The 25,278-nt window shown below is 47.0% G+C and carries 20 protein-coding genes; 15 read left to right on the plus strand and 5 right to left on the minus strand.

All coding sequences use genetic code 11. The annotated features are described in order from the left end of the window. Nucleotides 1–141: 141 nt before the first annotated feature. The 7 genes from Q1A86_RS06245 to Q1A86_RS06275 all read left to right on the plus strand — a co-directional run bounded on the left by Q1A86_RS06245 (nucleotide 142) and on the right by Q1A86_RS06275 (nucleotide 9,362). On the plus strand, nucleotides 142–2,331 hold the full coding sequence (locus Q1A86_RS06245; protein ID WP_299804261.1) for a TonB-dependent receptor: 2,190 nt from the start codon (nucleotides 142–144) through the stop codon (nucleotides 2,329–2,331). Nucleotides 2,332–2,619: 288 nt separating this feature from the next. Further along, on the plus strand, nucleotides 2,620–3,798 hold the full coding sequence (locus tag Q1A86_RS06250; RefSeq protein WP_299804264.1) for a porin: 1,179 nt from the start codon (nucleotides 2,620–2,622) through the stop codon (nucleotides 3,796–3,798). A 207-nt stretch (nucleotides 3,799–4,005) separates the two neighbouring features. Then, a complete protein-coding gene (locus Q1A86_RS06255) occupies nucleotides 4,006–4,476 on the plus strand; it encodes an FMN-binding protein (RefSeq protein WP_299804656.1) in 471 nt (156 codons plus the stop codon). A 288-nt stretch (nucleotides 4,477–4,764) separates the two neighbouring features. Further along, entirely contained in the window at nucleotides 4,765–5,520 is a 756-nt protein-coding gene (locus tag Q1A86_RS06260) for a hypothetical protein (protein WP_299804266.1), read from the plus strand. 445 nt (nucleotides 5,521–5,965) lie between these two features. After that, nucleotides 5,966–6,733, plus strand: a complete 768-nt coding sequence (locus Q1A86_RS06265) for a PepSY-associated TM helix domain-containing protein (RefSeq protein WP_299804268.1) — start codon at nucleotides 5,966–5,968, stop codon at nucleotides 6,731–6,733. Nucleotides 6,734–7,147: 414 nt separating this feature from the next. Beyond that, nucleotides 7,148–7,573 (plus strand): GNAT family N-acetyltransferase, encoded by a 426-nt coding sequence (locus tag Q1A86_RS06270; RefSeq protein WP_299804271.1) that lies wholly within the window; start codon nucleotides 7,148–7,150, stop codon nucleotides 7,571–7,573. 607 nt (nucleotides 7,574–8,180) lie between these two features. After that, complete coding sequence (locus Q1A86_RS06275; RefSeq protein ID WP_299804274.1) at nucleotides 8,181–9,362, plus strand: sugar transporter; 1,182 nt, start codon at nucleotides 8,181–8,183, stop codon at nucleotides 9,360–9,362. A 111-nt stretch (nucleotides 9,363–9,473) separates the two neighbouring features. On the opposite strand, the gene Q1A86_RS06280 is transcribed toward Q1A86_RS06275, so the two are convergent. The 3 genes from Q1A86_RS06280 to hrpB all read right to left on the minus strand — a co-directional run bounded on the left by Q1A86_RS06280 (nucleotide 9,474) and on the right by hrpB (nucleotide 15,020). Then, the gene (locus Q1A86_RS06280) at nucleotides 9,474–9,977 is read right to left on the minus strand and encodes a hypothetical protein (RefSeq protein WP_299804276.1); all 504 of its coding nucleotides are present in this window, start codon (nucleotides 9,975–9,977) and stop codon (nucleotides 9,474–9,476) included. Nucleotides 9,978–10,094: 117 nt separating this feature from the next. Further along, complete coding sequence (mrcB, locus tag Q1A86_RS06285) at nucleotides 10,095–12,455, minus strand: penicillin-binding protein 1B (RefSeq protein WP_299804278.1); 2,361 nt, start codon at nucleotides 12,453–12,455, stop codon at nucleotides 10,095–10,097. Nucleotides 12,456–12,479: 24 nt separating this feature from the next. Beyond that, nucleotides 12,480–15,020, minus strand: a complete 2,541-nt coding sequence (gene hrpB / locus Q1A86_RS06290) for an ATP-dependent helicase HrpB (protein ID WP_299804281.1) — start codon at nucleotides 15,018–15,020, stop codon at nucleotides 12,480–12,482. A 178-nt stretch (nucleotides 15,021–15,198) separates the two neighbouring features. Between hrpB and thpR the strand changes: the two genes are divergently transcribed. Together thpR and Q1A86_RS06300 are read left to right on the plus strand one after the other, a co-directional pair. Continuing rightward, nucleotides 15,199–15,720, plus strand: coding sequence for an RNA 2',3'-cyclic phosphodiesterase (thpR, locus tag Q1A86_RS06295; RefSeq protein ID WP_299804283.1), 522 nt, complete (start codon nucleotides 15,199–15,201; stop codon nucleotides 15,718–15,720). 830 nt (nucleotides 15,721–16,550) lie between these two features. After that, nucleotides 16,551–16,862 (plus strand): hypothetical protein, encoded by a 312-nt coding sequence (locus Q1A86_RS06300; protein WP_299804286.1) that lies wholly within the window; start codon nucleotides 16,551–16,553, stop codon nucleotides 16,860–16,862. A 256-nt stretch (nucleotides 16,863–17,118) separates the two neighbouring features. On the opposite strand, the gene Q1A86_RS06305 is transcribed toward Q1A86_RS06300, so the two are convergent. Next, nucleotides 17,119–18,156, minus strand: coding sequence for a winged helix-turn-helix domain-containing protein (locus tag Q1A86_RS06305; protein WP_299804289.1), 1,038 nt, complete (start codon nucleotides 18,154–18,156; stop codon nucleotides 17,119–17,121). Between the two features lie 350 nt (nucleotides 18,157–18,506). Further along, on the minus strand, nucleotides 18,507–19,784 hold the full coding sequence (gene pepB / locus Q1A86_RS06310; RefSeq protein WP_299804291.1) for an aminopeptidase PepB: 1,278 nt from the start codon (nucleotides 19,782–19,784) through the stop codon (nucleotides 18,507–18,509). A gap of 307 nt (nucleotides 19,785–20,091) precedes the next feature. Here pepB and sfsA point away from each other — a divergent pair, with 307 nt between their 5' ends. The 6 genes from sfsA to panB all read left to right on the plus strand — a co-directional run bounded on the left by sfsA (nucleotide 20,092) and on the right by panB (nucleotide 25,242). Continuing rightward, nucleotides 20,092–20,796, plus strand: coding sequence for a DNA/RNA nuclease SfsA (gene sfsA, locus Q1A86_RS06315; protein WP_299804294.1), 705 nt, complete (start codon nucleotides 20,092–20,094; stop codon nucleotides 20,794–20,796). Nucleotides 20,797–20,955: 159 nt separating this feature from the next. Next, the gene (gene dksA / locus Q1A86_RS06320) at nucleotides 20,956–21,399 is read left to right on the plus strand and encodes an RNA polymerase-binding protein DksA (protein WP_299804296.1); all 444 of its coding nucleotides are present in this window, start codon (nucleotides 20,956–20,958) and stop codon (nucleotides 21,397–21,399) included. A gap of 57 nt (nucleotides 21,400–21,456) precedes the next feature. Next, nucleotides 21,457–22,335, plus strand: coding sequence for a tRNA glutamyl-Q(34) synthetase GluQRS (gluQRS, locus tag Q1A86_RS06325; RefSeq protein ID WP_299804297.1), 879 nt, complete (start codon nucleotides 21,457–21,459; stop codon nucleotides 22,333–22,335). 180 nt (nucleotides 22,336–22,515) lie between these two features. Then, entirely contained in the window at nucleotides 22,516–23,820 is a 1,305-nt protein-coding gene (pcnB, locus tag Q1A86_RS06330; protein ID WP_299804300.1) for a polynucleotide adenylyltransferase PcnB, read from the plus strand. Then, a complete protein-coding gene (gene folK / locus Q1A86_RS06335) occupies nucleotides 23,820–24,314 on the plus strand; it encodes a 2-amino-4-hydroxy-6-hydroxymethyldihydropteridine diphosphokinase (protein ID WP_299804303.1) in 495 nt (164 codons plus the stop codon). The genes pcnB and folK overlap by 1 nt, the downstream gene beginning before the upstream one ends. A gap of 133 nt (nucleotides 24,315–24,447) precedes the next feature. Continuing rightward, complete coding sequence (gene panB, locus Q1A86_RS06340) at nucleotides 24,448–25,242, plus strand: 3-methyl-2-oxobutanoate hydroxymethyltransferase (RefSeq protein ID WP_299804306.1); 795 nt, start codon at nucleotides 24,448–24,450, stop codon at nucleotides 25,240–25,242. Nucleotides 25,243–25,278: the final 36 nt, after the last annotated feature.

Genomic DNA, 25,278 nt, shown 5'->3' on the forward strand with positions numbered 1-25,278 from the left:
GCACGAAGTTGACGTTAACAAATGTAAATAACTACGCCATTAAGTTAATTTTAAGAGTACAAGAATAGGATTTACGTAAATGATAATCAATCCCATTAACATTTAATGGGTATTCGAAGTTATAGCCAATACGGAGCTCCTATGTCACACCGTAAAACCCGTTCTTTAAGCTTACTCTCAACGGCACTACTCACAGCGCTTTCTCCTCAGGTAATGGCACAGGAGACCGACTCCCAACCGACTATGGAACAGATAAGTATCTTTGGTAAGCAAAACCCACTCAATACCGTGCCAGGTAGTGCACACCTGATCAATCAAGCAGAACTAGATACCTTCAAGTACACAGATATCATGCGCACATTGTCGAGCATTCCGGGTGTCTACGTTCAAGAGGAGGATGGCTACGGCTTAAGGCCTAACTTAGGTATGCGTGGTACAGGTCAGAATCGCTCAGAAAAAATAACCATAATGGAAGACGGCGTATTAGCAGCACCCGCTCCCTATGCATCTCCTGCCGCCTATTACTTCCCAACTCCAGGAAGAATGCAGTCAGTTGAGATCCTAAAAGGAAGCTCCACCGTCAAATATGGGCCAAGAACTACAGGTGGGGTGATCAATATGCTCTCACGCCAGATCCCCGAAGAAGAATTGGCGGGTAAGCTAGATATCGCGGCGGGCCAAGATGGTTTTGGTAAGCTACATGCCTATGCTGGCGGTCAAGGTGAGCGAGTCGGGGCTGTTGTCGACCTTTATCGCTATCAAGCCGACGGCTTTAAAGATATCAACGCAGTGGGTGGCGACACCGGCTTTGAGAAGAACGATGCATTGGCAAAAGTGAGCATTCGTTCTGCAGACGACGCCAAGTATGCTCAGATATTAGAGTTTAAGCTTAAATATTCAGATGAAGTATCAAATGAAACCTACATGGGATTAACTGATGCCGATTTTGAGACGACACCTTATGCTCGCTACTCGGCCTCGCAAAAAGATGTGATGAATACAGAGCATAAACAGCTACAGATCAACCATATAATCGACTTTAGCGATAACCTCACCCTAGGCACCACCGCCTATTACAACGATTTTGCCCGCAACTGGTATAAAGCCGATAAAGTGGATGGACTCAAATTAAGTAAAGGTGGCGTCGAGGCCGCATCTGACTTCGATAAAGACCCATCAACAGCACCAATGGATGTACGCGTTAAAGCAAATAACCGCAGCTATATTTCTCAGGGGATTCAGACAGAGCTGAACTGGTATTTCGATAACCACGATCTGGCCTTTGGTGCACGTTACCATGAAGATGAGATGGATAGGTTCCAATGGGCCGATCATTATGATCTCGGCTCCAATCAAGTCATGACATTGACCGAAAGCGGCATTCCCGGCAGTGACTCTAACCGTATCGATAGCGCCAAAGCCATCGCGCTCTACGTTCAGGATAAGATCCAGTTAGGCGATTTCAACATTACCGCAGGACTTCGCTATGAAGATGTTAAGACCAATCGTACAGACTGGGGTAAAGAAAACCCAGGGCGTGACGGTCAACCAAACAAAGATATCGATAACAGTTTCTCAGCATTCTTACCCTCACTCTCTGCTACCTATCAGGTAAGCAACGAGTTACTCGTACTGGCGGGAGTTCAAAAAGGCTTTGCCCCTGCCTCTCCAGGCAATGCAGATAAAAAGGAAGAAGAGAGCTGGAACTATGAGGCTGGCGCCCGTTACAACCGCGGTGAGTTTAGCTCTGAGGCTATTTTCTTCTACAGTGATTACAGCAACATGCATGGAGAATGCACTGCGTCTAAAGGCTGCGATGATGAAGATATCGGTAACCAATATAATGGTGGCGAGGTAGATGTTAAAGGATTGGAGTTAAGCCTAGGCTATAGCTTTAACACCCAAAACGATATCAGCTTCCCAGTAAAGCTGGCCTATACCTATACAGATGCCGAGTTTGCAAATAACTTCGCATCAGATTTCGATCCTTGGGGTGATGTGACAAAGGGCGATAACCTTCCCTATATCCCTGAAAACATGCTTTTTGCATCGGCAGGGATAGAGACAGGTAGTTGGGAACTCACTTTTGCAGCCCGCTACACTGGCGATATACGTACTCAAGCGGGCCAAGGTGAAATTGCAGCCGAATACTTAATCGAGGCCAAAACTATCGTCGATCTATCGGGTCGTTACTTTATCAGTGAAGCACAGGAGCTTTACCTGACTGCAGAGAACCTATTCGATAAAAAATATGTCACCTCACGAGTCTACGGTTCTAACTTTGTAGGTAAGCCATTGACGGTATCGCTCGGTTATTCGTATAAATTTTAAACAAAATGAGTTTTATACTAAGCAAACCTTAAAATAAAATTAAATTTTTTTATCGCAATAAAAAGGTGAGCATCTAGCTCACCTTTTTTCGCATTATTACCAATCTTCCACTTAAAAACAACAACTTAACATCCGCAACAGCAACACGCTAAGTTCACAGCAAAATTCACAAGCGATTTACACTTTTTGATCTCAATCAAGAAAGTGAATGATAACGATTTGCATTATCGCACTCAATTGTTAGAATTCGGTCAAATTTAATAACCCTTAAATAACAACAGGGAAAGAATGATGATGAAAAAAACCTTACTTGCCACTGCGCTAGTTGGCATGTTCGCGTCTCAAGGGGCTGTCGCAGCTGATGATACTGCAGAGCTACGGAAAATTATTGAGCAACAACAAAAAGTACTTCAAGACCTAGAGAAGCGTCTTGATGAAACTGAAATGCGTGTTGAGAAGACCGCAGACGTTGTTGAAGAATCGGCGAGTGAGTCTAAGAGTGCGACGACTATCGGTGGTTATGGTGAGCTTCACTACAACAACATTACTGATAACAAGTCTGGCAAAGATAAGAAAGCCATCGATTTTCACCGTTTCGTGCTGTTCTTCGGTCATGAGTTTACCGAAAACACGCGTTTCTTCTCTGAGGTAGAAATTGAGCACGCACTTTCTGGTGACGATAAGCCAGGTGAAGTCGAGCTAGAACAAGCTTATATCGAGCATGATTTCAATGAGATGTTTACCGGTAAGGCGGGTCTATTCCTAGTACCAGTCGGTATTATTAACGAAACTCACGAGCCACCAACTTTCTACGGTGTAGAGCGTAACCCGGTTGAGAAAAACATCTTGCCAGCAACTTGGTGGGAAGCAGGTGCCGCACTTAATGTGAAAGCCTCTCCAGGCCTAGCGTTTGACGGTGCTATCACTTCTGGCCTAAAGGTTGATGATACTTATAATATCCGTGGCGGCCGTCAAAAAGTGGCTAAAGCTGATGCGTCAGATCTTGCCTATACCGCCCGTGTTAAATACACAGGCGTGACAGGTTTAGAGCTAGCCGCGACAGCACAATACCAGTCAGATTTGACTCAAAGCAAAGCGGGCGTCGATACGGCATCAGCAACCTTGCTAACGGCACACGCAATTTACTCAATCCAAGGTTTCACGGTTAAAGCACTATACGCTCAGTGGGATATCGATGGTAAAGAAGCTGAAGCATTGGGTCGTGATGAGCAAAATGGTTGGTACATCGAGCCATCATACCGTTTCAACGAAAGCTTTGGTCTATTCGCTCGCTACAACGAGTATGACAACAACGCTGGTAACAGCGATGACACTAAAATTGAGCAAACTAACGTAGGTATCAACTACTGGTTGCATGAGAACGTGGTATTTAAAGCCGACTATGAAAAAGTGGGCGGTGCTAAAGACTCAGACGGCTTTAACTTAGGCGTGGGTTACCAGTTCTAAGCTAAAGTAAGAGCTTTACATAAGCGTTAGTACAAGCGTTAGTACTAATTAGCATAAAGGTGAGTGCCCAGTGGGCACTCATTTATTTCCCGAGTCAACAGGGCTCGTGTCATAACATTACCACTATCACATTAACAGTATGAAGTTACCGCTATGAAGCTAGCCATTGCCATCATCACCCTGCTGAGTTTTTCGCTATTTAGTAGCATGGCGAATGCTCGCGGAACCTATCAAACGCCTGAAGAGTTTATCACTCAGGCCTTTAACACTGCTCCCCCAAAATCTAAGGTTTTATGGATTGATGATGAGACCAAAGAGGTTATAGAATCGATTCTCGCCCATAGTTTTAGAAAGATGCGCCTACGTTATTGGCAGCAAGATAACGAAAGCGTATGGATCATGGATGAGATCGGCAAAGAAGCCCCTATAACTGTAGGGATCCACGTAAAAGATAAAGCAATCTCTCAGACTAAGGTATTGGTTTATAGAGAAAGTCGCGGCGATGAAGTCAGACATGACTTTTTTACCGACCAGTTTAAATCAGCCAAGCTCACCCCAGAGCTCAAGCTCGATACCCATATCGACGGTATTACAGGTGCGACCCTTTCGGTAAGAGCGCTGACAAAACTGTCACGCATTGCTCTGTATTTAGATCAGCAGATCACTGCGAGCAACTAAGACTAATGACAAGGGATGACTAATCACTAATGACAAGGGATGACTAATCACTAATGATTAACCACTAATGATTAACCACTAATGATTAAGCATTGAATCTGCCGACAGCCACAGGTTTTACAGTTTTAGCCTTGCAGGTTTACATTAATGCTTACTGATATTTATCATCTTACAGCCCAGAAAAATATCATCGTAATGCTAATGCCACATCAATGAAAATATCACTATTAGCACCAATAAAAACAATGCTAGATTGTCGTTATCGTTTGTTGTCAGAGTCGTCGATTAATGAATGCAAAAATCAAACTAATAGTAGCAGGCTTGTTATGCCTCAATCTCAGTGGTTGTGAATATATCGAGAACATTTTACACCCAGATGATGGCAACGATGAGGTAATCGTTGACGATAACTTCAGGACTCACGCCCTACAACTGGGTTTATCTGAAGCCAGCATCATCCGCTTATGTACCGCAACAGATAAAATCCGCGCAAACTGCATTAGCAAGTTTAATGAAATAACCAATCAGCAAGAAGTGAGAGTTGAATATACTTTCAATGATGTGATCCACAAAAATAACTACGCCAAAAGCACTAGCTCGAGTCGAGTTATTTTTCAGCTACCTGCAGACAACGCCACAGCCACGATTAAGTTTGAAAACAGCCGAACTTATCAATTCAACGATGGCTTTCAGTACACTTGGCAAGAGCCCGCCGATTTTACCACTGCAGATCTCGCCAATGATGCTGACGAGTCAATTGCAAAGCTGGAAAATGTATCGGTAACGACCCGCTTATCCGACTCAAAGCTATCCAAGATATCAACCGCATCAATGAGCAATAATGATTACTCATTGACTGGCGCACAAGACTTAATGAATGCTGCCAGCACCATGTTATTCCCGGAGTTAATCGTCAATGTCACCAGTAGTAGTTTAACCGAACCTGCCGATGCCTCATTTGAGATGTTTACTGCAGGTCATCGCGCAATCTTTACTAATTACTCTACAACTTTCGCAACCGCGATAGAAGAAAGCTGGTTTTAACTAGCAGGCATAGAAGACACAGCGCTATGCCATTTTTGCTGATTACTCTGCCACTTTTGCAACCGCGATTGAAGAAAGCTGGTTCTAACTAGCAGACTGAATAACGTAATAGCTTATATTTCCATCATTCAGCTTTTGAATAGGCCGCACTTAGACTGGCCTATTCGCTTCAGCTCCATCCAGATCTACGCCATCCGCCCTCCCCCCACTGCTTTATGCTCTTTTTTGAGAAGTAAAACACGTCGAAAACGAAACAATCCCGTTAGCAATAACATTTAACTGTTCAGTAGTCGCATCTGTTGCTGTAAAGTAAATGAGCTGCATTCGCATTTAACGTCTTAACTGGTATTCCTAAACGATGAATTCAGCGATTAGCCTTAAACAATGAGTGTTAAGCAACGCTATGACAACCTATTCAAACAACTAGAAGGTCAATAGAGCCCAAATGACCCGTAAACACCCAAACCTTAGAGTAAAATTACTGCGTCAACTACGACCTTGGCATCGCCGCATCGGTATTGTCTCAACCTTGTTAGTGATTTTTATCGCCATAACTGGTGTGTTAATTAATCACAGTAATCATCTGTCTCTCGATACTGCCCATGTTAAGCAGGCGTGGTTACTGGATTACTATGGCATTAAAGCGCCAACCGATGTAGCTCTTTATCAAAACAGCCCTCAGACACTGCTCAGTACAGCCAACCAGCTTTGGCTAAATGATAAATTAGCCTTAGAGGCTAGCGGTCCTATTTTAGCCGCAGTCACACATAATGAGATGATAGTCGCCATCGACAGCCATCACCTCTACCTTCTCTCTCCTCAGGGCGAGCTGTTCGAGACTCAAAGCCTTGCCACAGGGCTACCGAGTGACATAGAAGCCATTGGCCAAACCGACCAGCTTTGGCTTAAAACCGCGACTGGCTTATATCTCGCCGATAGCGATCTTATCGAATGGACTGCCACTCAACCTTATGCCGCCATAGACTGGATTAAGCCTGTAGAAAGCACTAAAACCGCCGAATTTGCTCAACAGATAAGAGCCAGTCATCTGAGCTGGGAACGAGTATTACTCGATCTTCACAGCGGCCGCGTCTTTGGTTCCCTAGGCCCTTGGCTGATGGATCTGGTTGCCTTAAGTTTATTGATTATGGCGTTTACAGGATGCTATATCTGGTTACAGCAAAAACCGGCAAAAAGAAAAAAGAAGGTTTAAAAAAGAGGTCCTAGGTTCTAGGAAAGGCAGGAAAAGCAAAGACGGAATAAGCAAAGACGGTAACAGCTGGATAAAGACGAGAAAGCTGAGACGGAAAAGCAAGAAAGGTAGTGATTTTTTGCTTTTGCTTTTGCTTTTCCTAGCAGGGCGTAGCCCGTCCTTGAAGCGAAGCGTCCTAGAAGCTAGGACCTGATGTTTAAAGCCCAACCTACATCACTTACACACCTTTGATTGTATAGCAGGACGCAGTCCGCTCTAGCCGCGAAGCGTCCTCGCAGCGAGGTTACGAGTGCTCTAGGCTTTTAGCTTTTAGCTTTTAGCTCTGAGGAAACGTAAAGGCGACGCAGGCCAAGACCGAGAAAGCCGAGTAAAGCCGGATATGGGTCGATAAAACAATAAAACATGGAAGCTAAGATGAACATAGATGTGATCCACGAAGAAGCTCCGTCCGTATTTGATGCCTTGGTCGAGGCTGTTAGACAACACAACTTTGCCCATATGGGGCCTGAAACCTCAAAACCTCTCGCGGTCGTTGCCCATAACGGTGACAAAAATACCAGTGGCGAACTTATTGGTGGCGTTGCAGGGCGTACCATTTACGACAACTTCTTAATTAACGTTGTCTGGATTGATGAAACCGCCCGAGGCACAGGCCTAGGTAGAGAATTAATGCAACTTGCAGAAATTGAAGCTAAAAGCCGCGGCTGTACTATGGCGCAAGTCGATACCCTCTCCTTTCAGGCTCCGGTGTTTTACCAGAAGCTTGGTTTCGAGATTATCGCCACGGTCCCCAGCACTGCGAAAAGCCCTGAGCGCTATTTTTTATTGAAGAGGTTTTAAGAGCAGGACCTAGGAAAAGCAGGCCCTAGGTCCTAGGAAGAGCAAAGACGGGATAAACTGAGACGGTACTAGCAGAGCCGAACGGCCTAGGGAACGTGACTGCGTCACTTACCGATCGCTGCGCTTAGAGATAAAGCGGAAAGCGGCATAAAGTAGTGATTCTTTGTTTTTTCTTTTGCTTTTTCTAGCAGAGCTTTAGCCCGTCCTCGAAGCGAAGCGTCCTAGAAGCTGATGTTTAAAGTCCGCTCTAGCAGCGAAGCGTTCTAGGTTCTAGGTTCTAGTGAAAAAAGACGGTACAAGCTAAGGCGGTATCATTGTAGGTCGGCATTTATGCCGTCACAGGCTAGAATCTGTTTCAGGGAAAAGCCCAGACGGGAAAAGCATGGCAAACCAAAAGGTAGTGATTTTTTGCTTTTTCTTTTTCTTTTTCTAGCAGGGCTTTAGCCCGTCCTCGAAGCGAAGCGCCCTAGGATCTAGCCCCTTCTTTTAAAACTGCCTCCCTGCTCACAAATTAAACATTTTTCATGCTAGCTATCACTTCCTATCTCGCCAAAAATGCGATTTGGGCGTAGACTTGCCGCCCTTTTGATCTTGGATGTAAAACGCAATGAAACAGCGCCTTATTGCTTGGGCTCCTGTCTTTTTACTGGCACTCACCGCATTCGTTTTTGTTTCGACAGAATTTGTACCGGTCGGCATCTTAGCCGCCCTTGGCCAAAGCTTTAATATGAGCGCAGTGGCTGTAGGTCCTATGCTGTCGGTTTATGCCGCCGTGGTCGCGCTTGCGTCCTTGCCTGCCGTGCTATTGTTTGCTCGCTTCGAGCGCAAGAAACTTCTGCTAGGGTTAATGGCTGTTTTCATTATCAGTCACGGGATCTGCGTTTGGTCACCGACCTATGAGATCTTGCTCGCAGGCCGTACAGGTATCGCATTAACTCACGCGCTATTTTGGGCTATAGCTCCAGCACTGGTGGTACGTTTAGCCCCTGGCAGTCAAGGCGCAAAGGCGCTAAGCATATTCGCCACAGGTTGCGTACTGGCTCTTGTGCTCGGTATTCCATTAGGCCGAGTGATAGGCCAACTCGTGGGTTGGCGCAGTATCTTCGCCATCATAGGCTTACTGACCTTAGCCATGATGTTACTACTTTGGCGTGGCCTGCCAAGCCTTCCAGCAACCCATGGAGGAAGCTGGCGCAGCCTTCCCTCATTGGCTCGTAACAAGGCCCTACTCTGGTTGTATCTGCTTACTATCGTATTGGTAACCGCGCACTACAGCGTTTACACCTATTTAGAACCGTTACTGCAGGAACACTTTGGCTACTCGGCGAATATCACCACCATGATCCTGCTAACCTTTGGTGCTGCAGGCTTAATCGGCAGTGGGCTATTTAGTCGCTATCAAGGCAAATATGCTCAACAACTGTTAATCCTAGCTATCGCCATTTTAGGCTGTTGCATGGCCATGTTGCCATTCGTAGCGAGCCAGATTTGGCTATTGCTGCCACTGTGTATTTTATGGGGCACGGGAATGATGTTGATGTGTCTATCTTTGCAGTCTAAAGCCTTAAAACTTGCGCCAGATGCGACCGATGTGGCCATGGCTATCTACTCAGGCCTATTTAATGTGGGAATTGGTGGTGGTGCCCTGCTAGGCAGTATCATAGCCGCGCGCTATGGCGTGATTCAAAATGGCAACTGGGCAATGCTGTTAATTGTCCTCGCCTTGGTGCCGCTGTTCTTCTTGCTGCAGGCGCGCCGAGCGGCACTGACGGTCACGAATACCATTTAATCTATTCACACAGTGGCCACTTTTAAAGCCGCTATGCATTAAGCTGCTATTGTTTGAGCAGCGATTCTTTGAGCTAAAGTGGATTAACTAGGTTAGCAGCGAAAGCTCTCTTTATTGAGAGTCTCGCTGCGAGTATAGCTCTTTATGCCACTCGCCCCATGAGATAGCTCTTCCGGGAAATGTCACTTTGGCGAAAGGCCAACTTTCAACAAGCCAATCGATAACAGTCTGATAAAGTAACGCATCTAAGTGGATGCTGTCGTCTCTCATCCATAGATATACTTCGCTATCATAGTTAGCAGACTGACTGGGATCTATGTATATCGAGCCTAGGCACTTATCTTTCGCTTTGTTAAACACCGAGTAGGCAAATGCCTCGCGAGATTCAAATTCACGTTTATGCACCTGTAGGCTCAATCTGTTTTCAGCCAGTGTAAAATCGCTTCTGGGCCAATCTGAAGTTGGACCAAATATGCCTTGTAGACGTTTTTGACTAGAAGCTACTGCTTCAAAATCTTGTTCAGCGACTCGCTCTTCTAACTCTCTGAAGTAAAAGTCACTCGACTCAAAACACCGTGGCGGTTCGAACGTATCGGGAAGAAAGGGCTTAGCCATACACTTAAAGCTCCAGTTTGAAACGAACAGTCTATTACCTAGCAGTAACCCATTTAAAAGATTTATCACTCAAATACTAACGCGAGAGGCAGAGCGCTTTCTGCTCTCGCGTTTAGGTTAACCACCAATCAACTTCTTCCACCAAGGTAGCGGTTCACCGCAGTTAACCGCTGGCTGATAGCTTTCTCTCAGGGCTGGCACCTTGACCACATTGGCACATTGTGGCTCCTGCGCTTTACCCGTATCGCGCTCAAAGTAGCCTTGGACTACGCCATCGACTGGCGCCATTCGTAAACTAAGAGGCGCTCGGTTGTTAAGGAAGGCTTGATAAACAGCCATCGCGCCACTGCTGCCGTAGAGCCCTGTCTTGCCGTTATCATCTCGGCCAACCCAGATAGCCGCCACGTTCCGCTCATCGAAGCCTGCAAACCAGGAGTCTCGCGAGTCATTACTGGTACCCGTCTTACCCGCCAAGGTCACGTATGGATATGAGCTACCTAGGCGTCTAGCCGTGCCAGATTCAACCACTTGAGTCATGGCATATTTAACCAAGTAATTACTCGCGCTCGGGATAGCTTGACTCGCCTGAGGACGTGAGGCCGTTAGCGGCTGATTATTCGAATCCAGTACAGTGGTCACCGAATTCAAGTGGCGATAACGCCCATCGTCAGCAATAGTTTGAAACACCTGCGCGACCATCAAGGGCGAGCCATTGACCGCACCGAGCAACATCGATGGGTACTCAGGGATCTTTTCATGCCAGCCAGCCTTATCCAGCGTCGTTGCCACACTGCCCACACCAATCGCCATGCCCAAGTTTACCGTCGGCACGTTCATCGATTTTTTAAATGCGGTTAATAGCGGCACCTGCTCACGGAACTGCTTATCCACATTTTGTGGCGACCAGGTCTTGCCTTGATCATTCTTAAGGGTAATCGGCTGATCTTTTAACGGCGACACCAAATTATACTTATCGCCTTGGGTCAATGCCGTTGCATAGACAAATGGTTTGATTAACGAGCCTATCGGTCTGCGAATTTCTACGGCGCGATTAAAGCCCTGATAGCTTGGTACTTTATCGCCAACCATAGCGGCAATACCGGCTGAGTATTTATCGGTTAGCACCATACCGACCTGTAAACTCTCATCATTTTTACCCAGCTGCTTCAAGGTTTGTTCAACGGCTTTCTCGGCGGCTTCTTGAGCCATAGGGTCCAACGTGGTGTAAACCTTAACCCCTGACTGCTGCAGCAAAGCATCGCCGTAGCGACTGGCGAGTTCATGTTTTACCACGGAAAAGAATGCCGGCAGCTTTTGATGCACTGACTTGTTGGCTTTTCTAAGTCCTAGTGGCGACTCGACTGCAGCTTGATACTGCGCCACATTCAGATCCCCCGCCTCCATCAGCAAGCGTAATACTAAATCGCGTCGTTCTTGAGCACGCTCAGGGTAACGCCATGGATTGTAGTAGGAAGGTCCCTTGATCACGGCGACCAAGAATGCCTGCTGCGGCACAGTTAATTCGGCGATCGGACGCCCAAAATAGAACTGTGAAGCCAAGCCCATACCGTGTACGCCACGGGCCTTATCTTGCCCCATGTACACTTCGTTGAGGTAGGCCTCTAAGATCTCATCTTTCTCGTAACGAAAATCGATAATGATCGCCATCAGTGCTTCGCGCACCTTACGAGTAATCGAACGCTCACTGGAAAGGAAAAAGTTCTTCGCTAACTGTTGCGTCAGGGTCGAGCCGCCTTGCACTGTACGCCCAGCACTGATGTTCACCATGGCCGCACGCAAAATAGCAAATGGATTGACTCCATGGTGCTGATAGAAACTACGGTCTTCCACTAAGATAAGCGCGTTAACAATCGATTTTGGCAGATCTTTGGTTGGCACAAACAGCCTGTCTTCACCATCCCCCGTAATGATCCTGTCCAGCAGCACAGGCTCAAGATGGAATACCGCAAGTTGCCGCTTATCGCTGTTACGGGCAACTGACACGACACCGTTACTGTCGAAGGTGATCATCACCCTCTGTTCAACCTGATCCCCTTGAGGATGCAAAAATGGTCGACGCCAGAGGTCAATCTTTGTCTTCGAAGCTGAGAACTCGCCCACCTGACGTGGATTAGCAACCTTACGGTAGCCAAGCAGTTTAAGCTCAGACATCAGCTGACCATGGCTGACCGCGGCTCCAGGATATAGCGCCATTGAGCGACTAAACACCTGTGCTGGAAGATGCCATTTCTGACCTTCAAACTTGCGGGCAATTATCTGGTCTAGATAGATACCATAAGACGCAACTGCCACAGCAACAACTAAGCCAAGCTTCCAGCTGATAGACCAGATCTTCTTGCCCCAACTCGAAGGTACTTTCTTCGGGGTCGACTTCTTTGCTCTCGGTTTTCTAGCCGTGGCTCTCTTTTTCGCAGGCGCTTTTTTGGTGGCCGCTTTAGGTGTAGCTTTATCTGTCATTATACTTCCGCGACGTGCTCAAGCTTATTGCGAGCTAAACGTCTTCTTTTTAGTAAATTTGGTCGGTTGAGTGTTAGCCGGATCATCGGGCCATAAGTGCCTTGGGTAGCGCCCTTTCATCTCTTTCTTCACGTGCTCGTACGGCCCTTGCCAAAAGCTTTCAAGATCGGCGGTTAACGCAAGCGGCCTATGGGCCGGAGACAATAGCTCCATGGTGACCACTAACTTGCCCTGTGCGAGTCTAGGACTCTGCTGCATTCCCAGCGCTTCTTGCAGCCTCACACTTAGTAGTGCTCGACCTGTGGCATCATACTCGATTTTAACGCTAGAACCTGTGGCCATCGGCCACTTTCTTGGAAGTAAGCCTTCAAGTTGTTGCTGCAACTCCCAAGGTAAAAGATTGAGCAGCAGAGTATAACAATCTAATTGCTGTAATTGTGCAAGACTGCGCACCTCATCTAAATAAGGCGCGAGCCAGCTATCTAACTCACTTAACAAGCTGTCATTATCGAGTGCAGGCCAGCCGTATTCTGGGCAATATTGTCTGGCTAATGCCACTCGCTGTTGCAGCTGCTGACAAGCCTCATTAAAGTTCATTAATGCCAAGCCTTTGAGCCTGATTTGCTCAAGGAGTGCCTGCTTGATAAGCCGCTTATCTAGGTTATTGATAGCTGTCTTAGTGAGTAAGATCTCACCTATTTTGTGCTGCTTCTCGGCGAAGAAACGTCCCTTTACTTCATCCCAGCCAGCATACTCTTGGCTAATGACCAAAGATGCCAACTCAGAGTCAAATAACTGTGGGTTAAGCTGCGCAGCTAAATACACTTTACCTTGGCTACGCCCTTCAGTTTCTTGCAGGTCTGCAACCACTAACCAAACCGAACCCGATAATGCGTCGTCATTGGCTAATTCCACGCCACTGCCGTTCGCCAGTTGATAACCACTCACTCCACGGGCTTTAGCAATGCGGTCTGGGTAAGCAAGTGCCAATAGCATGGCAATATCATCACTAGCAGCATTGCGAGCCACTTGGGTTAAATCAAGCTGCCCTAGAGCCGGTAACCCTAAGGTCTTAACCCAATTGCGGATCTGTTTTTGCGACTCCCCCTGCAGCGCTTCGTTCAGGTATCGGCTGATATCCGCTCCCTGACGGCTTCGACTTCGAGCCTCAAGGGTTCCCGCTAAGATACAGGCTAACAGTCCAAGATTAAGATCTTGATTATCCTCAGCACTTTGTTTCGCCATCAATAGCATATGCGCAAGTCTTGGGTTGCAACCTAGCTTGTGCGCCTCGCGGCCATGATGAGTAATTAAGCGCGATTCGTTGACCATACCCATAGCCTGAAGTAAGTGCCAACTTACATTTTCATTAGCTGCTGATGGCGCGGTGAGCATAGGTAGCTCATTAAGTGATTTAACGCCCCAAAAGGCGGCGTCTAGCACCATAGAGAGTAGATCGCTATGGACTATTTCGGGCTCATCGGCTTTGAGTAAACGCCCATGCTCCTCTTGACTCCATAGTCGAGTACAAAAGCCTGCCATCAAACGCCCTGCACGACCCGCGCGCTGCGCCGCCGACGCCTGACTAATTCGCTTCAGTGATAAACGAGTCACACCGGTTTTGGGATTAAATCTGGCCTGACGCTTATAACCAGAATCGATCACTTGAGTAATACCTTCGATAGTTAAACTCGACTCGGCGACGTTAGTGGCGAGTACCACCTTACGTATTCCGTTTGCAGCGGGTGCTATCGCGAGATCTTGCGCCCTAGCACTCAAGCTGCCATATAGCGGGCAGATGAGATAAACATTTGAATCGAGACGTGAACTGAGAATACCGTGTAGCTTATTAATCTCTCCTTGTCCCGGCAAAAAGGCCAGTAAGGAGCCTTGAGTATGCTCACTCAGACTCGCCACTATCACCTTAGCCATATGCTCAATCCAGTGACTCTGATTGGGCACGGCGGCATAGCTATGTTCAACAGGAAAGCTGCGGCCTTCACTCTTGAGTAATTTGGCCTCAGGCATTAACCCACTTAGAGGCAGGCCAGACAGAGTCGCTGACATGGCGAGGATCTTTAAGTCTTCACGAAAGCTCGCTTGGATCTCTAGTGCGAGGGCCAGACCAAGATCGGTAGTGAGATGACGCTCATGAATTTCATCGAAAATCACCATATCGATCCCAGTCAACTCAGGGTCTTGCTGGATCATTCGGGTCAAGACCCCTTCGGTCACAATCTCTAAGCGTGTATTGGCCGAGACTCGGGTATCGCCTTTAACGCGGTAACCCACCTCGCTGCCCAGCTCACAACCACGCTGTTTAGCAATATATTGCGCCACGTTGCGTGCAGCCACTCGCCTAGGCTCTAGCATCAAGATCTTACCGCTGATCTCAGACCAGTTAAGCATATCCAGTGGTAGAGCGGTCGACTTACCCGCGCCGGTCGGCGCTTCGAGGATCACCTGCTGACAACAAGTAAATGCGTCACGCAGCGGTTGTAGCAGTGCATGTATAGGTAAAGATGTCACGAGAGGATCTGTTACTCTTATTATCGAATATGCCATGCGCTGAGAGTCTTGGGGGGAATTACGCCCAATTAAGCGCTCAAGCAAGCATGAATAAAGGTGAATCAATTGCCAACTAGTGTACTCTAAAAGTGAGCCTAAACTAATACCAATCAGTATAAACTGCTTGAAGCAACCTTCGCGCTAGCACCTTTACTTCAAACATCAGGAGCCTAATATGCCAACTCAAACCAAGCGTGTTTTTTTAGGTTTTTCGCTGAATCAAAGCCAGACTAAGGCGGTAACCGCGATTCAGGCGCAGCTTCCTAAAAATGTCCGCCTCGTGCCTAGCACCAACCTGCATATGACCTTAGCCTTCTTAGGCGCCGCGACTCCTGCTCAGCTTACAGCACTTATCGATAAGGTTAACCGTCTACATAAACCAAAGTTTAGCGTCACTCTCGATACCATAAGCCACTGGGCTAAACCTAAAGTCCTCTGCCTTAGGGGGGCTGCCAGTGATAATCGCCTACGCCAACTCGCGCTCGATAGCCAAAGCCTTGCAAGCGAACTTGGCTTACATTGCAGTGAACATGACTATAATCCCCACATCACCCTTTCTCGAAAAGCCAAGTCAGAGGTAACAGGAATCGACTATAGCCCCTTAACCTTAGCGCCATCAAAACTGCAGCTATTCGAGTCTTATCCCGGCCCTAACGGAGTAGAATATCCAATACTTCACTCATGGGATCTGGTTTAAGCCTTACCCAGATCCCTACATTGGGTCGAATATCCCCAACACTTCACCCTTGGGCTCTGGTTTAAGCCTTATCTGAGCTTAACGCTAGCACCATCATAATCGCACCTGTTTAAGTCTTATCTAGGTTCCCACATTGGGTCGAATATCCCCAACACTGTTGACCACATCATACTTATGTCATTAAGCAAAACTTACATTCAACCAACCGTGGTTCCAATGGCCTGCAGCCAGCGCATGTGCAGACACTTCTTAGGCACGCTTTACGTCATCCCTGACCGCTCTGCGAAAACATCCATGTTTTCGAAGGCCTAAGCCGTATCTACACTGAGTTAGAAAAGCACAATCATCTTACCCATTTAGCTATCAACAAAAAACGAAAGACTGAACAATCACATAATATTTACAGGAAACACCAATTCCCCATCGAAGTTGCCGAAGTACGCAGATGGCTCTTAATCTAAAATAATGCCGTGGAACCATCATGGATGATGGTTCAGGCTCGGGGGGACATGGATGTCCCATCTGAGCCGTTAGGCGATTTTTATTGGAGTATGAGGTCCGTATCTAATGCATGTAACTTCGTCTGGGGCGCTGAGGGTTCGCTAAGGGGGCAAGCGCTTTCCCCCTTGGCTCGGGTGTGGGCGAAGCGCCACGAGGTTAGTTGTTAGACGCAGTCTAACTTAGAGGTCAGGCGTAGCCTGATAAGTGGCAAGGCCACGTCGAATATCCCCAACACTTTACTCTTGGGCTCTGGTTTAAGTCTTATCTAGCTGCTTTATAAAATCTAGGCTACCCTATGCAGCATTAAGTTCTAGCTATTTGAGATAACCATGGAAACAACCGAAATCACCAAAGCACAATTGCTTACCCTACTGACGTCTTGGAAGCTAGGCGAAATTGATGCCGAAGCACTGCAAAACTGGATGATCACCCACTACGATCCGCCAGAAGTTAAAATTGGTACCGGCGAGCCTGAGTGGACTCAAGAAGCGATGAATATCGTGATGAATGAGTATGAAATTGCTAAAACTGAAAAGTTCAGACTCGATAATGCTCAGTATGCAATTGATTTTGTTAGCTGCAGTGAAAGCAACTTCAATCAAACTAAGCATCTGTTTATTCAAGATGGCTTTAGCGATTAACGTCAAAAGCGAGCAGACGAACAGGCAAAAAAAGGCCACCTCTCTCTAGGTGGCTAATCGAAGAACTGTTTAAGCAATTCAGAGAACGGCGATTTAACTACAGCCTGAATTGCTAATAGAGAACAGCTGGAGTCGCGGCAAACTAACCAATCCAGCCTTCATCAATTCGTTAACTCTATTGGTATCACAGGCTCACACAATTACCCACAGACAAAGTTTGAAATTGTTTGAAAAGTTTTGAATTTTAATGATTTAACTATTTATCAGTTGCGATATCACCTAACAGCAATTGATAAAGAGACTCTGAATCAAGCACGACGCCTTGGCCACCGCTTTCAGATATTGCCTCGACCAGTCCCGGCGACTCCACATAGGTATAGAGGTAAAACGGCGTCTTATCGCCCTTGGCCCGAATAGCCTGCAATAATTTCAACCCAGCCAACGAGTCACCGTGGCGCCCCATATCAGAAATCACAGCTTGATAGTGATACATGGACAGTAGCATCAAGGCCTCTTCTGAGGTTACTGTGTTATAAACACCGATGTTCTTCTGCTCTAAGTAGGCTTTTTCGACGAGATTATTTTCGGGGTGATCATCGACCCACAATACACGACCGTCGGCATTGTGGGGTTCACTGTAGGCCAATTGTTTTTTGGCTTCTGAATTTGAGGCTTCCCCCTGCCAAAACTGAAAAAATAACCCTAATATCAGCAGCAATGCGATTAGTGCCTTAGCGAGTAGCTCCCAACCAGAAGCTTGAGTTATACGTTTAGGGCTCTCTTTTTTAGCTTGGGAGTTTTCAATGTCGGGTTCGGGATCTTGCATCGTTATCGACTCAACGACTTCAACACTTCTATCGACTTCACGCCGAACCCGAGTTCGTCTTTCATTATTAATACTGTGGCTATGGCTATGGCTATGGCTATGGCTTTCAGATTGCGAGCTTGCTTGTGGCTCAAGCTCTATTTGGGTCTTGGCGAGAAGCTGCTTACCAAGTTGATGCTCTAATCGATAACCGCGACCGTGAACGGTCTGGATAAGCGGCCCTTGATAGCCCGCCTTACAGAAAAGCTTGCGTGTATCAGACACCAGCTTAGATAAAGACATATCAGATACGACCGTGCCTTGCCAGATGAGGTCTAAACACTCCTGTTTGCTACAGTGATCGGGGTAGCGCTCTGCCAACATAGCCAACAGAGTCATATTCCGCTCATCGATAGCGAGACAATCCCCATCAACGTTCAGTTCTAATGTTTCACTGTCTATGGAGAATTCACTAAAACTTAGCAGCATGTACACAAGTCCTTAATTGGCGTAAAAAAAAACATGCATATATAATGCATTAAAGCTCACCTTTGAGTAAACAGTGATGAGGTCGAATCAATCTAGATAACGATACACGCCTGGCCTTATCGTAAAAATGTGGACAAGAAAAAGCCCCGCTATCGCGAGGCTTATTACTAACACGGACTGAGACTATACTAGCCTGCTTGCCCAAACTTAAATATTGGCCATTTGTATTAGCTTTCTTTACTAAGCATCTATTCCAGGCTTTTATATCAGGCTTTAGTATTGGTTATTAGCACTAGCCACTAACACTGGTTACTAACTCTGATTATTAGTTTTAGTTATTAGTTTTGTTATTAGTCTTCTAATAGACCGGCGATAGTTAATACCCCGTGGGTCGTCGCGCCAGGAGCCCATAGGTGATCACCCGAGTCCGAAAACGCCGAGGCTAAATCAATATGTAACCAGTTAGCTTCTGGGGCGACAAAGCGCCATAGGAAGCCTGCTGCATTCGATGCACCACCGGCTCCACCACCTTTCATCGGGCGACTGTTTGCCGTATCGGCATAGGCACTTGGGCAGTTATCTTTATGCCAAGGGTCCAATGGTAGCGGCCAAACACGCTCACCCACTGCCATTGCTTTTTGTTGTGCCAACGCTAGCATCTCAGGCTTAGGTGAGAAAATAGCGTTGTAGTTAGTACCTACAGCCATAACCGCTGCGCCCGTAAGGGTCGCTGCATCGATAATCACTGGCGCGCCTGTTTCTGAGGCAGCTTGTAAACCATCGGCCAGTACCAAGCGACCTTCAGCATCGGTATTGACCACTTCTACTGTGACGCCATTCTTATATTTTAGAATGTCACCAAGCTTGTAAGCATGACCACTGATGAGGTTTTCCGCGCAGCATAAGAACAATTTTACTCGCTTGTTAAGGCCAGATTTCATTGCAAGACCTAAAGCCGCAGTCACCGTCGCCGCGCCGCCCATATCACACTTCATGCCAAGCATGCCTTCAGAGCCTTTAATGCTATATCCGCCAGAGTCGAAGGTGATCCCTTTACCAACTAAGGCAACAGAGACATCGGCGTCACTCGCTAATGGGTTAAAGTCTAACTCAAGCAGCGCAGGTGGACGCTCACTGCCGCGGCCTACAGCGTGAATACCAATCCACTTCTCTGTTAATAGTGCTTCGCCTTCAATAATGCGATAGCTCACCTTGTCACCGCCGATATCGCTAAGCCATTTAGCCGCTTGAGTCGCTAGCGCCACAGGTGATAAGTTTTCAGGTGTTTCATTAATCAGGTGACGAGCAAATGTCGCACTTTCAAGCCGGCTCGCTAACAACGCCTGAGTCGCACCGTCACCAGTCCATTCAATAATGGGGGTGGTAAGCGCTGTGGCAAACCCTTGTGCAAAAGCCCACTGCAGATCTAAGCTCCATAGCTCACCAGCAAGGGCGACTTTAGTCACGCCTTGCTGTTCTAACTTACGTGCCGCTTGCTGTACATGAAGCAAAGCATCGCCCTCTATCATATGAATAGAGGCTAACTCCCCTTGAAAGGTCACATCTGCTCTGCCCCAATGAGCTGCAGCAGGTTCGTTAGTTAGTGTCACTTTCATAAAATCCGTCATGCTAGGTCCTTATTATATAAATCGATGTTGCCAATAACCGCTGCTTACCGCCGCTATTACCCACAACCAGCCTATTTTTAGTGCAAGCAGTCTACTGGATCCCTGACCATATCTAAAGACGATAGTCATAACAGCAGGACTATAATAGTGGCAGCATTTTGAGACAGGTAATTAAGCGCCCCTTGATATCGCTCTGTTTTGCTCGATGTCATCAGTCTTGTTCTAATTAAAGCTGCAGCAAACACTTGCCACAGCTAAGGCAAATTTTGCTAACCTAGGCACAAAGCAGCTCAACACAGACATCTATATGGAATTTAGTCCCTCTTTCGAAACTGGCGTGTTAATCCAACGCTATAAACGCTTTTTAACTGATATCACCATAGACAATGGCGAACAGGTCACCATTCATTGCCCTAATACTGGCTCGATGAAGAACTGCTTATTTCCCGGTGAGAAAGTCTGGTTCTCTACCTCTGATAACCCTAAACGTAAATACAGCCGCACCTGGGAGTTAGCCCAAACCCCAGATGGCCACATCATTGGCATCAATACTGGTCGCGCCAATGCACTGGCAGAAGAGGCGATTCAAGCAGGTGTCATTACTGAATTACAGGGCTACGATTCTCTGCGGCGAGAAGTGAAATACGGCAGTGAAAACAGCCGTATCGATATCTTGCTTGAGGATACAGAAAAGCCCAACTGCTATATAGAAGTCAAAAGTTGTACTTTATTAGAAGAGGGACAAGGCTACTTTCCTGACGCCGTGACAGCTAGGGGACAAAAACATCTGCGCGAACTGATGGAGATGGTGGAGCAAGGACAACGCGCGGTATTGCTATTTGTTGTTCAGCATTCGGGCATAAATAGTGTTCAAGCTGCGGCGCATATCGATGCTGAATATGCCCAGTTACTCAGTGAGGCTTATTGCAAAGGTGTCGAGATAATCGCCTATAGCACCGACTCATCGCCCTCGGGGGCGACTCTGGTTAAATCCTGTCCGGTTAAAATCTAATTCGCCCTGTATGGTTGAAATTGTTCTTAATAGCGGACATAGTCAAAGAATAGAAGCCAATTACCACAAATTATTTGCCTAGTTCAAAGCTTTCTGATATAGATAGCGGCCGTTATTAAAAGACGCCCTACAACGCAAATGATTAACAGGAGATGCGTTATGCCTGAAGGCACTAAAAAACTTGGCGTGCTCGCTATTGCAGGTGTAGATCCTTACCAGGAAAAACCAGGTGAGGAGTACATGAACGACGCCCAATTGGGTCACTTTAAGACTATTCTTGGAGCTTGGCGTAACCAATTGCGTGAAGAAGTTGATCGCACTCTGAATCACATGCAAGACGAAGCCGCTAATTTCCCAGATCCTGTCGACCGCGCAGCTCAGGAAGAAGAGTTCAGCTTAGAATTACGTGCGCGTGATAGAGAGCGTAAGCTGATTAAGAAGATCGAAAAGACAATGCAAAAGATTGAAGAAGACGATTTCGGCTTCTGTGAATCTTGTGGCATCGAAATCGGTATTCGTCGATTAGAAGCACGTCCTACAGCCGATCAGTGTATTGACTGTAAAACGTTAGCTGAGATCAAAGAAAAGCAGATGGCAGGCTAAATGCTATCTTAAGGTGCGGAGCTTATGGCTCCGCTCTTTTGCTTTTGGCGTCAGTAAATGCTTAACACGACTCCTTATATAGGCCGATTTGCGCCTTCCCCATCTGGCCCTCTTCATTTTGGTTCATTGATTGCTGCCCTCGGCAGTTTTTTGCGTGCCCGCTCCTTAGGCGGCAAATGGTTGGTTCGTATCGAAGACATCGATCCGCCACGTGAAATTGCAGGCGCAAGCAGTGCCATTTTGAAAACCCTTGAAGCCTATGGCCTAGAGTGGGATGAGACGGTGCTCTATCAGAGCCAACGCCTTGACGTATATCAAGCTAGCATTGAACAATTACTACAAGATAATCAAGCCTATTATTGTCAGTGCACCCGCAAGCAGATCCAAGCTATGGGCGGCAGTTACGATGGCCGTTGCGGCCAGCGATTAGAGCCACTCAGCCAAGGGGCTATTCGAGTACGCAATCCATTTGGCGTCGAGCATTTTGTCGATCAGCATATGGGACGAGTGTCAGTCGATAGCGCATTTGCGGCCGAAGACTTTATTATCAAGCGCAGTGATGGTTTATATGCTTATCAGTTGGCGGTGGTACTCGATGATATTCATCAGCAAATTACCGAAGTCGTCAGAGGTTGCGATCTACTTGAGCCAACTTGTCGACAAGAGAGCTTGTATCAGATCCTCAAAGCGCCAGCACCACAGTGGTTGCACCTGCCGTTAGCCTGCGCCGAAAAAGGTAGAAAGCTATCTAAGCAAAATCATGCGCCCGCGATCGATAACCAGCACCCACAAGCCAGTATTAACGCCGCTTTAGCCTTCTTAGGTCAACAGCCTGTGATAGCTGAATCTCAGGTCAGTAAGATGATTGAACAGGCCGTGAGTCAATTTGATCTCTCGAAGGTACCTAAACAATCGGAAATACTCCTTGATACGTGAGCTCAATCGTATACTCATTAAGCTTTAATTGAGTTATCATAGCCCACTTGTTTTTACCCAAATTAAGATCCAAATCAGAGGTGTCCCATTTTTCGCCGTATTAGCCAATTCTGTAAACAGCTTTTTGAAGATAGTCCAAAAGCTGAAGAACACACACAGACAGGTCTTAGTCTAGAGGTCGTGCCTAGAAATGCGCACGCAATTTCTCGCAGACAGATCAGTGAAAATGCGATCAAAGTACTCTATCGACTACATAAGTCAGGCTTTAAAGCCTATTTAGTCGGTGGTGGTGTACGCGACATCTTATTGGGCTTGCAACCGAAAGATTTCGATGTAGTTACCAATGCGACACCAGAAGAGATCAAGCGTCTGTTCCGTAACTGCCGACTCGTTGGTCGCCGCTTCCGCCTCGCTCATATCGTTTTTGGACGCGATGTAATTGAGGTTGCTACCCTGCGGGGACACCACGTCGATAGCGGCGAAAAGATCTCTAAGACGAATGAGTCAGGTCGACTACTGCGTGACAATGTCTACGGCAGCATAGATGAAGACGCCGAGCGTCGTGACTTTACCGTTAACGCACTGTATTACGACATTAGCGACTTCTCTATTCACAGCTATGGCGGTGGATTACAAGATTTAGAATCGCGCACTATCCGCTTGATTGGCGATCCAGAGACTCGCTACCGTGAAGATCCTGTGCGTATGCTTCGCGCAGTGCGTTTCGCGACTAAGCTAGATATGAGCATTGAACCTAAGGCTGCCGAGCCAATTAAAGGCCTAGCGCATCTGCTTAAAGATATTCCTGCCGCGCGTATGTATGAAGAAGTATTGAAGCTGTTTTTCGCAGGAAAAGCGCTTGAAAACTACCATATGATGCGAGAATTTGGTCTATTTGAGCCACTATTTCCTCAGGTTGAAGCACTGTTAAAAGAATATCCAAACGGTGAAACCGCTAAATTAATACAAGAAATGATGGCAAGTACCGATGAGCGCATTGCGCAAGATAAGCCGGTTACTCCAGCCTTCTTCTATGCGGCGCTACTTTGGTACCCATTAAGCCAACGCGCAGACGATATCGCACTGGAAAGCGGCCTAAGCTCTTACGACGCATATAATGCAGCCATGGGTGATGTCATGGAGCAGCAATGCCGAACCATTAGTGTTCCACGCCGCTTTAGCACTATCACTAAAGATATTTGGCAATTACAACTTAGATTCGACCGAAACAAAGGCACCAAGGCCTTTAGATTTATCGAACATCCTAAGTTTAGAGCCGCATACGATCTCTTATTGCTTCGCGCCCATGCCGAAGGTGGTGTTTTAGCTAAGAGCGCCGCGTGGTGGAAGAGCTTTGTCGAAGGCAATGAAGATCAACGTAATGTGATTGCTCGCTCAGCCAATAAAGGTGGCCGTAACCGCAACTCTAACCAACGTCGTCGCCGTAAGCCAAGTGCTAAAGCGGCACCAAAATCTGCAGAATAATGGCGCAAGTCTATGTCGCGTTAGGCGCTAACTTAGCCGATCCAATTAGCCAGCTCGATAATGCCTGTGATGCATTGTTGAGTCTGGCGAATGCAGATTCCTTCAGCGTTTCCCCCTATTATCGCTCCGCCCCTATGGGTGACGTCGAGCAGCCAGATTACGTCAATGCCGTAGCAGGCTTTCAAACCATGCTATCGCCTATTGCGTTACTCGATGCCTTGCAGAGTATTGAAAATCTGCAAGGCCGAGTTAGAGAACTACGCTGGGGACCGAGAACGCTCGATTTAGATCTATTGCTTTATGACAAGCAGCTTATCGATACCCCTCGCTTGACCGTGCCCCATTATGGGATGCGTGATCGCAGTTTCGTATTGGTACCGCTTGCGGATATTGCACCAGAGCTTATCTTGCCAGACAATACTCCGCTTTCAAGTTTGCTCAACGAGTCATTAAGATCCGAGCTAGTGTTAGCTCAAGCTCTGACTGCTGAATAAGTGACATTCGGCCGTTGTGATTTTCTGTTAGTATAATTCGCATCCGTAATAAAAGGGTTTAACACCGAGATCATTGAAGTGAGCCCATATTGGCCTACAACCACTTCACAAATTGGGTTAGAAAGTTACCATTATGTCCAAAATTACAAGTTCTACACTACGTACCTTCAAGCAGGAAGGGAAGAAGTTCACCGCATTAACTGCCTATGACGCCAGCTTTGCCGGCGCGTTCGATAGCGAAGGCATTGACGTACTACTCGTCGGTGATTCGATGGGGATGGTACTGCAAGGACATAGCGATACCCTGCCAGTGACAGTCGACGATATTGCCTACCACACACGTTGCGTTCGTCGTGGTATTGAGCGCGCTCTGCTGATTGCCGATATGCCATTTATGAGTTATGCAACACCTGAGCAAACCATGATGAATGCCACTACGCTGATGCAAGCGGGCGCAAATATGGTCAAGGTTGAGGGCGGTAAATGGCTACTCGAAAGCGTAGCTATGCTGACAGAGCGCGGCATTCCTGTCTGCGCGCACTTAGGCTTAACGCCACAGTCTGTCCACGTATTTGGCGGCTTTAAAGTGCAGGGTCGCGATGCCGACAATGCTCAGCGAATTCTTGATGAAGCCAAGGCACTAGAAGCCGCTGGCGCTCAGCTGTTAGTGGTTGAATGCATACCAGCACCGCTAGCCAAAGCGATTACCGAAGCTCTGACAATCCCAGTCATAGGTATTGGGGCGGGTAAAGATACCGACGGCCAAATCCTAGTCATGCACGATGTACTTGGGATCTCTAGCGGCTATATTCCACGCTTCTCTAAAAACTACCTCAAGCAGACAGGTGAAATTCGCGCCGCTGTTCGTGCCTATATTGATGAAGTGGCCGAAGGGACTTTCCCTGGCAGCGAGCACACCTTTAACTAGTGTCTATTCACTCGCTCTCAACCTATGAGTTGAGAG

The sequence above is a fragment of the uncultured Shewanella sp. genome (genome assembly GCF_947497935.1).
In the GTDB taxonomy this organism is placed as follows: domain Bacteria; phylum Pseudomonadota; class Gammaproteobacteria; order Enterobacterales; family Shewanellaceae; genus Shewanella.

Bases quoted from the DNA above. Each gene is read 5' to 3' on its own strand.
- Q1A86_RS06245 (WP_299804261.1), top strand. From the start codon at position 142: ATGTCACACCGTAAAACCCGTTCTTTAAGCTTACTCTCAACGGCACTA.
- Q1A86_RS06250 (WP_299804264.1), top strand. From the start codon at position 2,620: ATGATGATGAAAAAAACCTTACTTGCCACTGCGCTAGTTGGCATGTTC.
- Q1A86_RS06255 (WP_299804656.1), top strand. From the start codon at position 4,006: ATGGCGAATGCTCGCGGAACCTATCAAACGCCTGAAGAGTTTATCACT.
- Q1A86_RS06260 (WP_299804266.1), top strand. From the start codon at position 4,765: ATGAATGCAAAAATCAAACTAATAGTAGCAGGCTTGTTATGCCTCAAT.
- Q1A86_RS06265 (WP_299804268.1), top strand. From the start codon at position 5,966: ATGACCCGTAAACACCCAAACCTTAGAGTAAAATTACTGCGTCAACTA.
- Q1A86_RS06270 (WP_299804271.1), top strand. From the start codon at position 7,148: ATGAACATAGATGTGATCCACGAAGAAGCTCCGTCCGTATTTGATGCC.
- Q1A86_RS06275 (WP_299804274.1), top strand. From the start codon at position 8,181: ATGAAACAGCGCCTTATTGCTTGGGCTCCTGTCTTTTTACTGGCACTC.
- Q1A86_RS06280 (WP_299804276.1), bottom strand. From the start codon at position 9,977: ATGGCTAAGCCCTTTCTTCCCGATACGTTCGAACCGCCACGGTGTTTT.
- mrcB (WP_299804278.1), bottom strand. From the start codon at position 12,455: ATGACAGATAAAGCTACACCTAAAGCGGCCACCAAAAAAGCGCCTGCG.
- hrpB (WP_299804281.1), bottom strand. From the start codon at position 15,020: ATGGCATATTCGATAATAAGAGTAACAGATCCTCTCGTGACATCTTTA.
- thpR (WP_299804283.1), top strand. From the start codon at position 15,199: ATGCCAACTCAAACCAAGCGTGTTTTTTTAGGTTTTTCGCTGAATCAA.
- Q1A86_RS06300 (WP_299804286.1), top strand. From the start codon at position 16,551: ATGGAAACAACCGAAATCACCAAAGCACAATTGCTTACCCTACTGACG.
- Q1A86_RS06305 (WP_299804289.1), bottom strand. From the start codon at position 18,156: ATGCTGCTAAGTTTTAGTGAATTCTCCATAGACAGTGAAACATTAGAA.
- pepB (WP_299804291.1), bottom strand. From the start codon at position 19,784: ATGACGGATTTTATGAAAGTGACACTAACTAACGAACCTGCTGCAGCT.
- sfsA (WP_299804294.1), top strand. From the start codon at position 20,092: ATGGAATTTAGTCCCTCTTTCGAAACTGGCGTGTTAATCCAACGCTAT.
- dksA (WP_299804296.1), top strand. From the start codon at position 20,956: ATGCCTGAAGGCACTAAAAAACTTGGCGTGCTCGCTATTGCAGGTGTA.
- gluQRS (WP_299804297.1), top strand. From the start codon at position 21,457: ATGCTTAACACGACTCCTTATATAGGCCGATTTGCGCCTTCCCCATCT.
- folK (WP_299804303.1), top strand. From the start codon at position 23,820: ATGGCGCAAGTCTATGTCGCGTTAGGCGCTAACTTAGCCGATCCAATT.
- panB (WP_299804306.1), top strand. From the start codon at position 24,448: ATGTCCAAAATTACAAGTTCTACACTACGTACCTTCAAGCAGGAAGGG.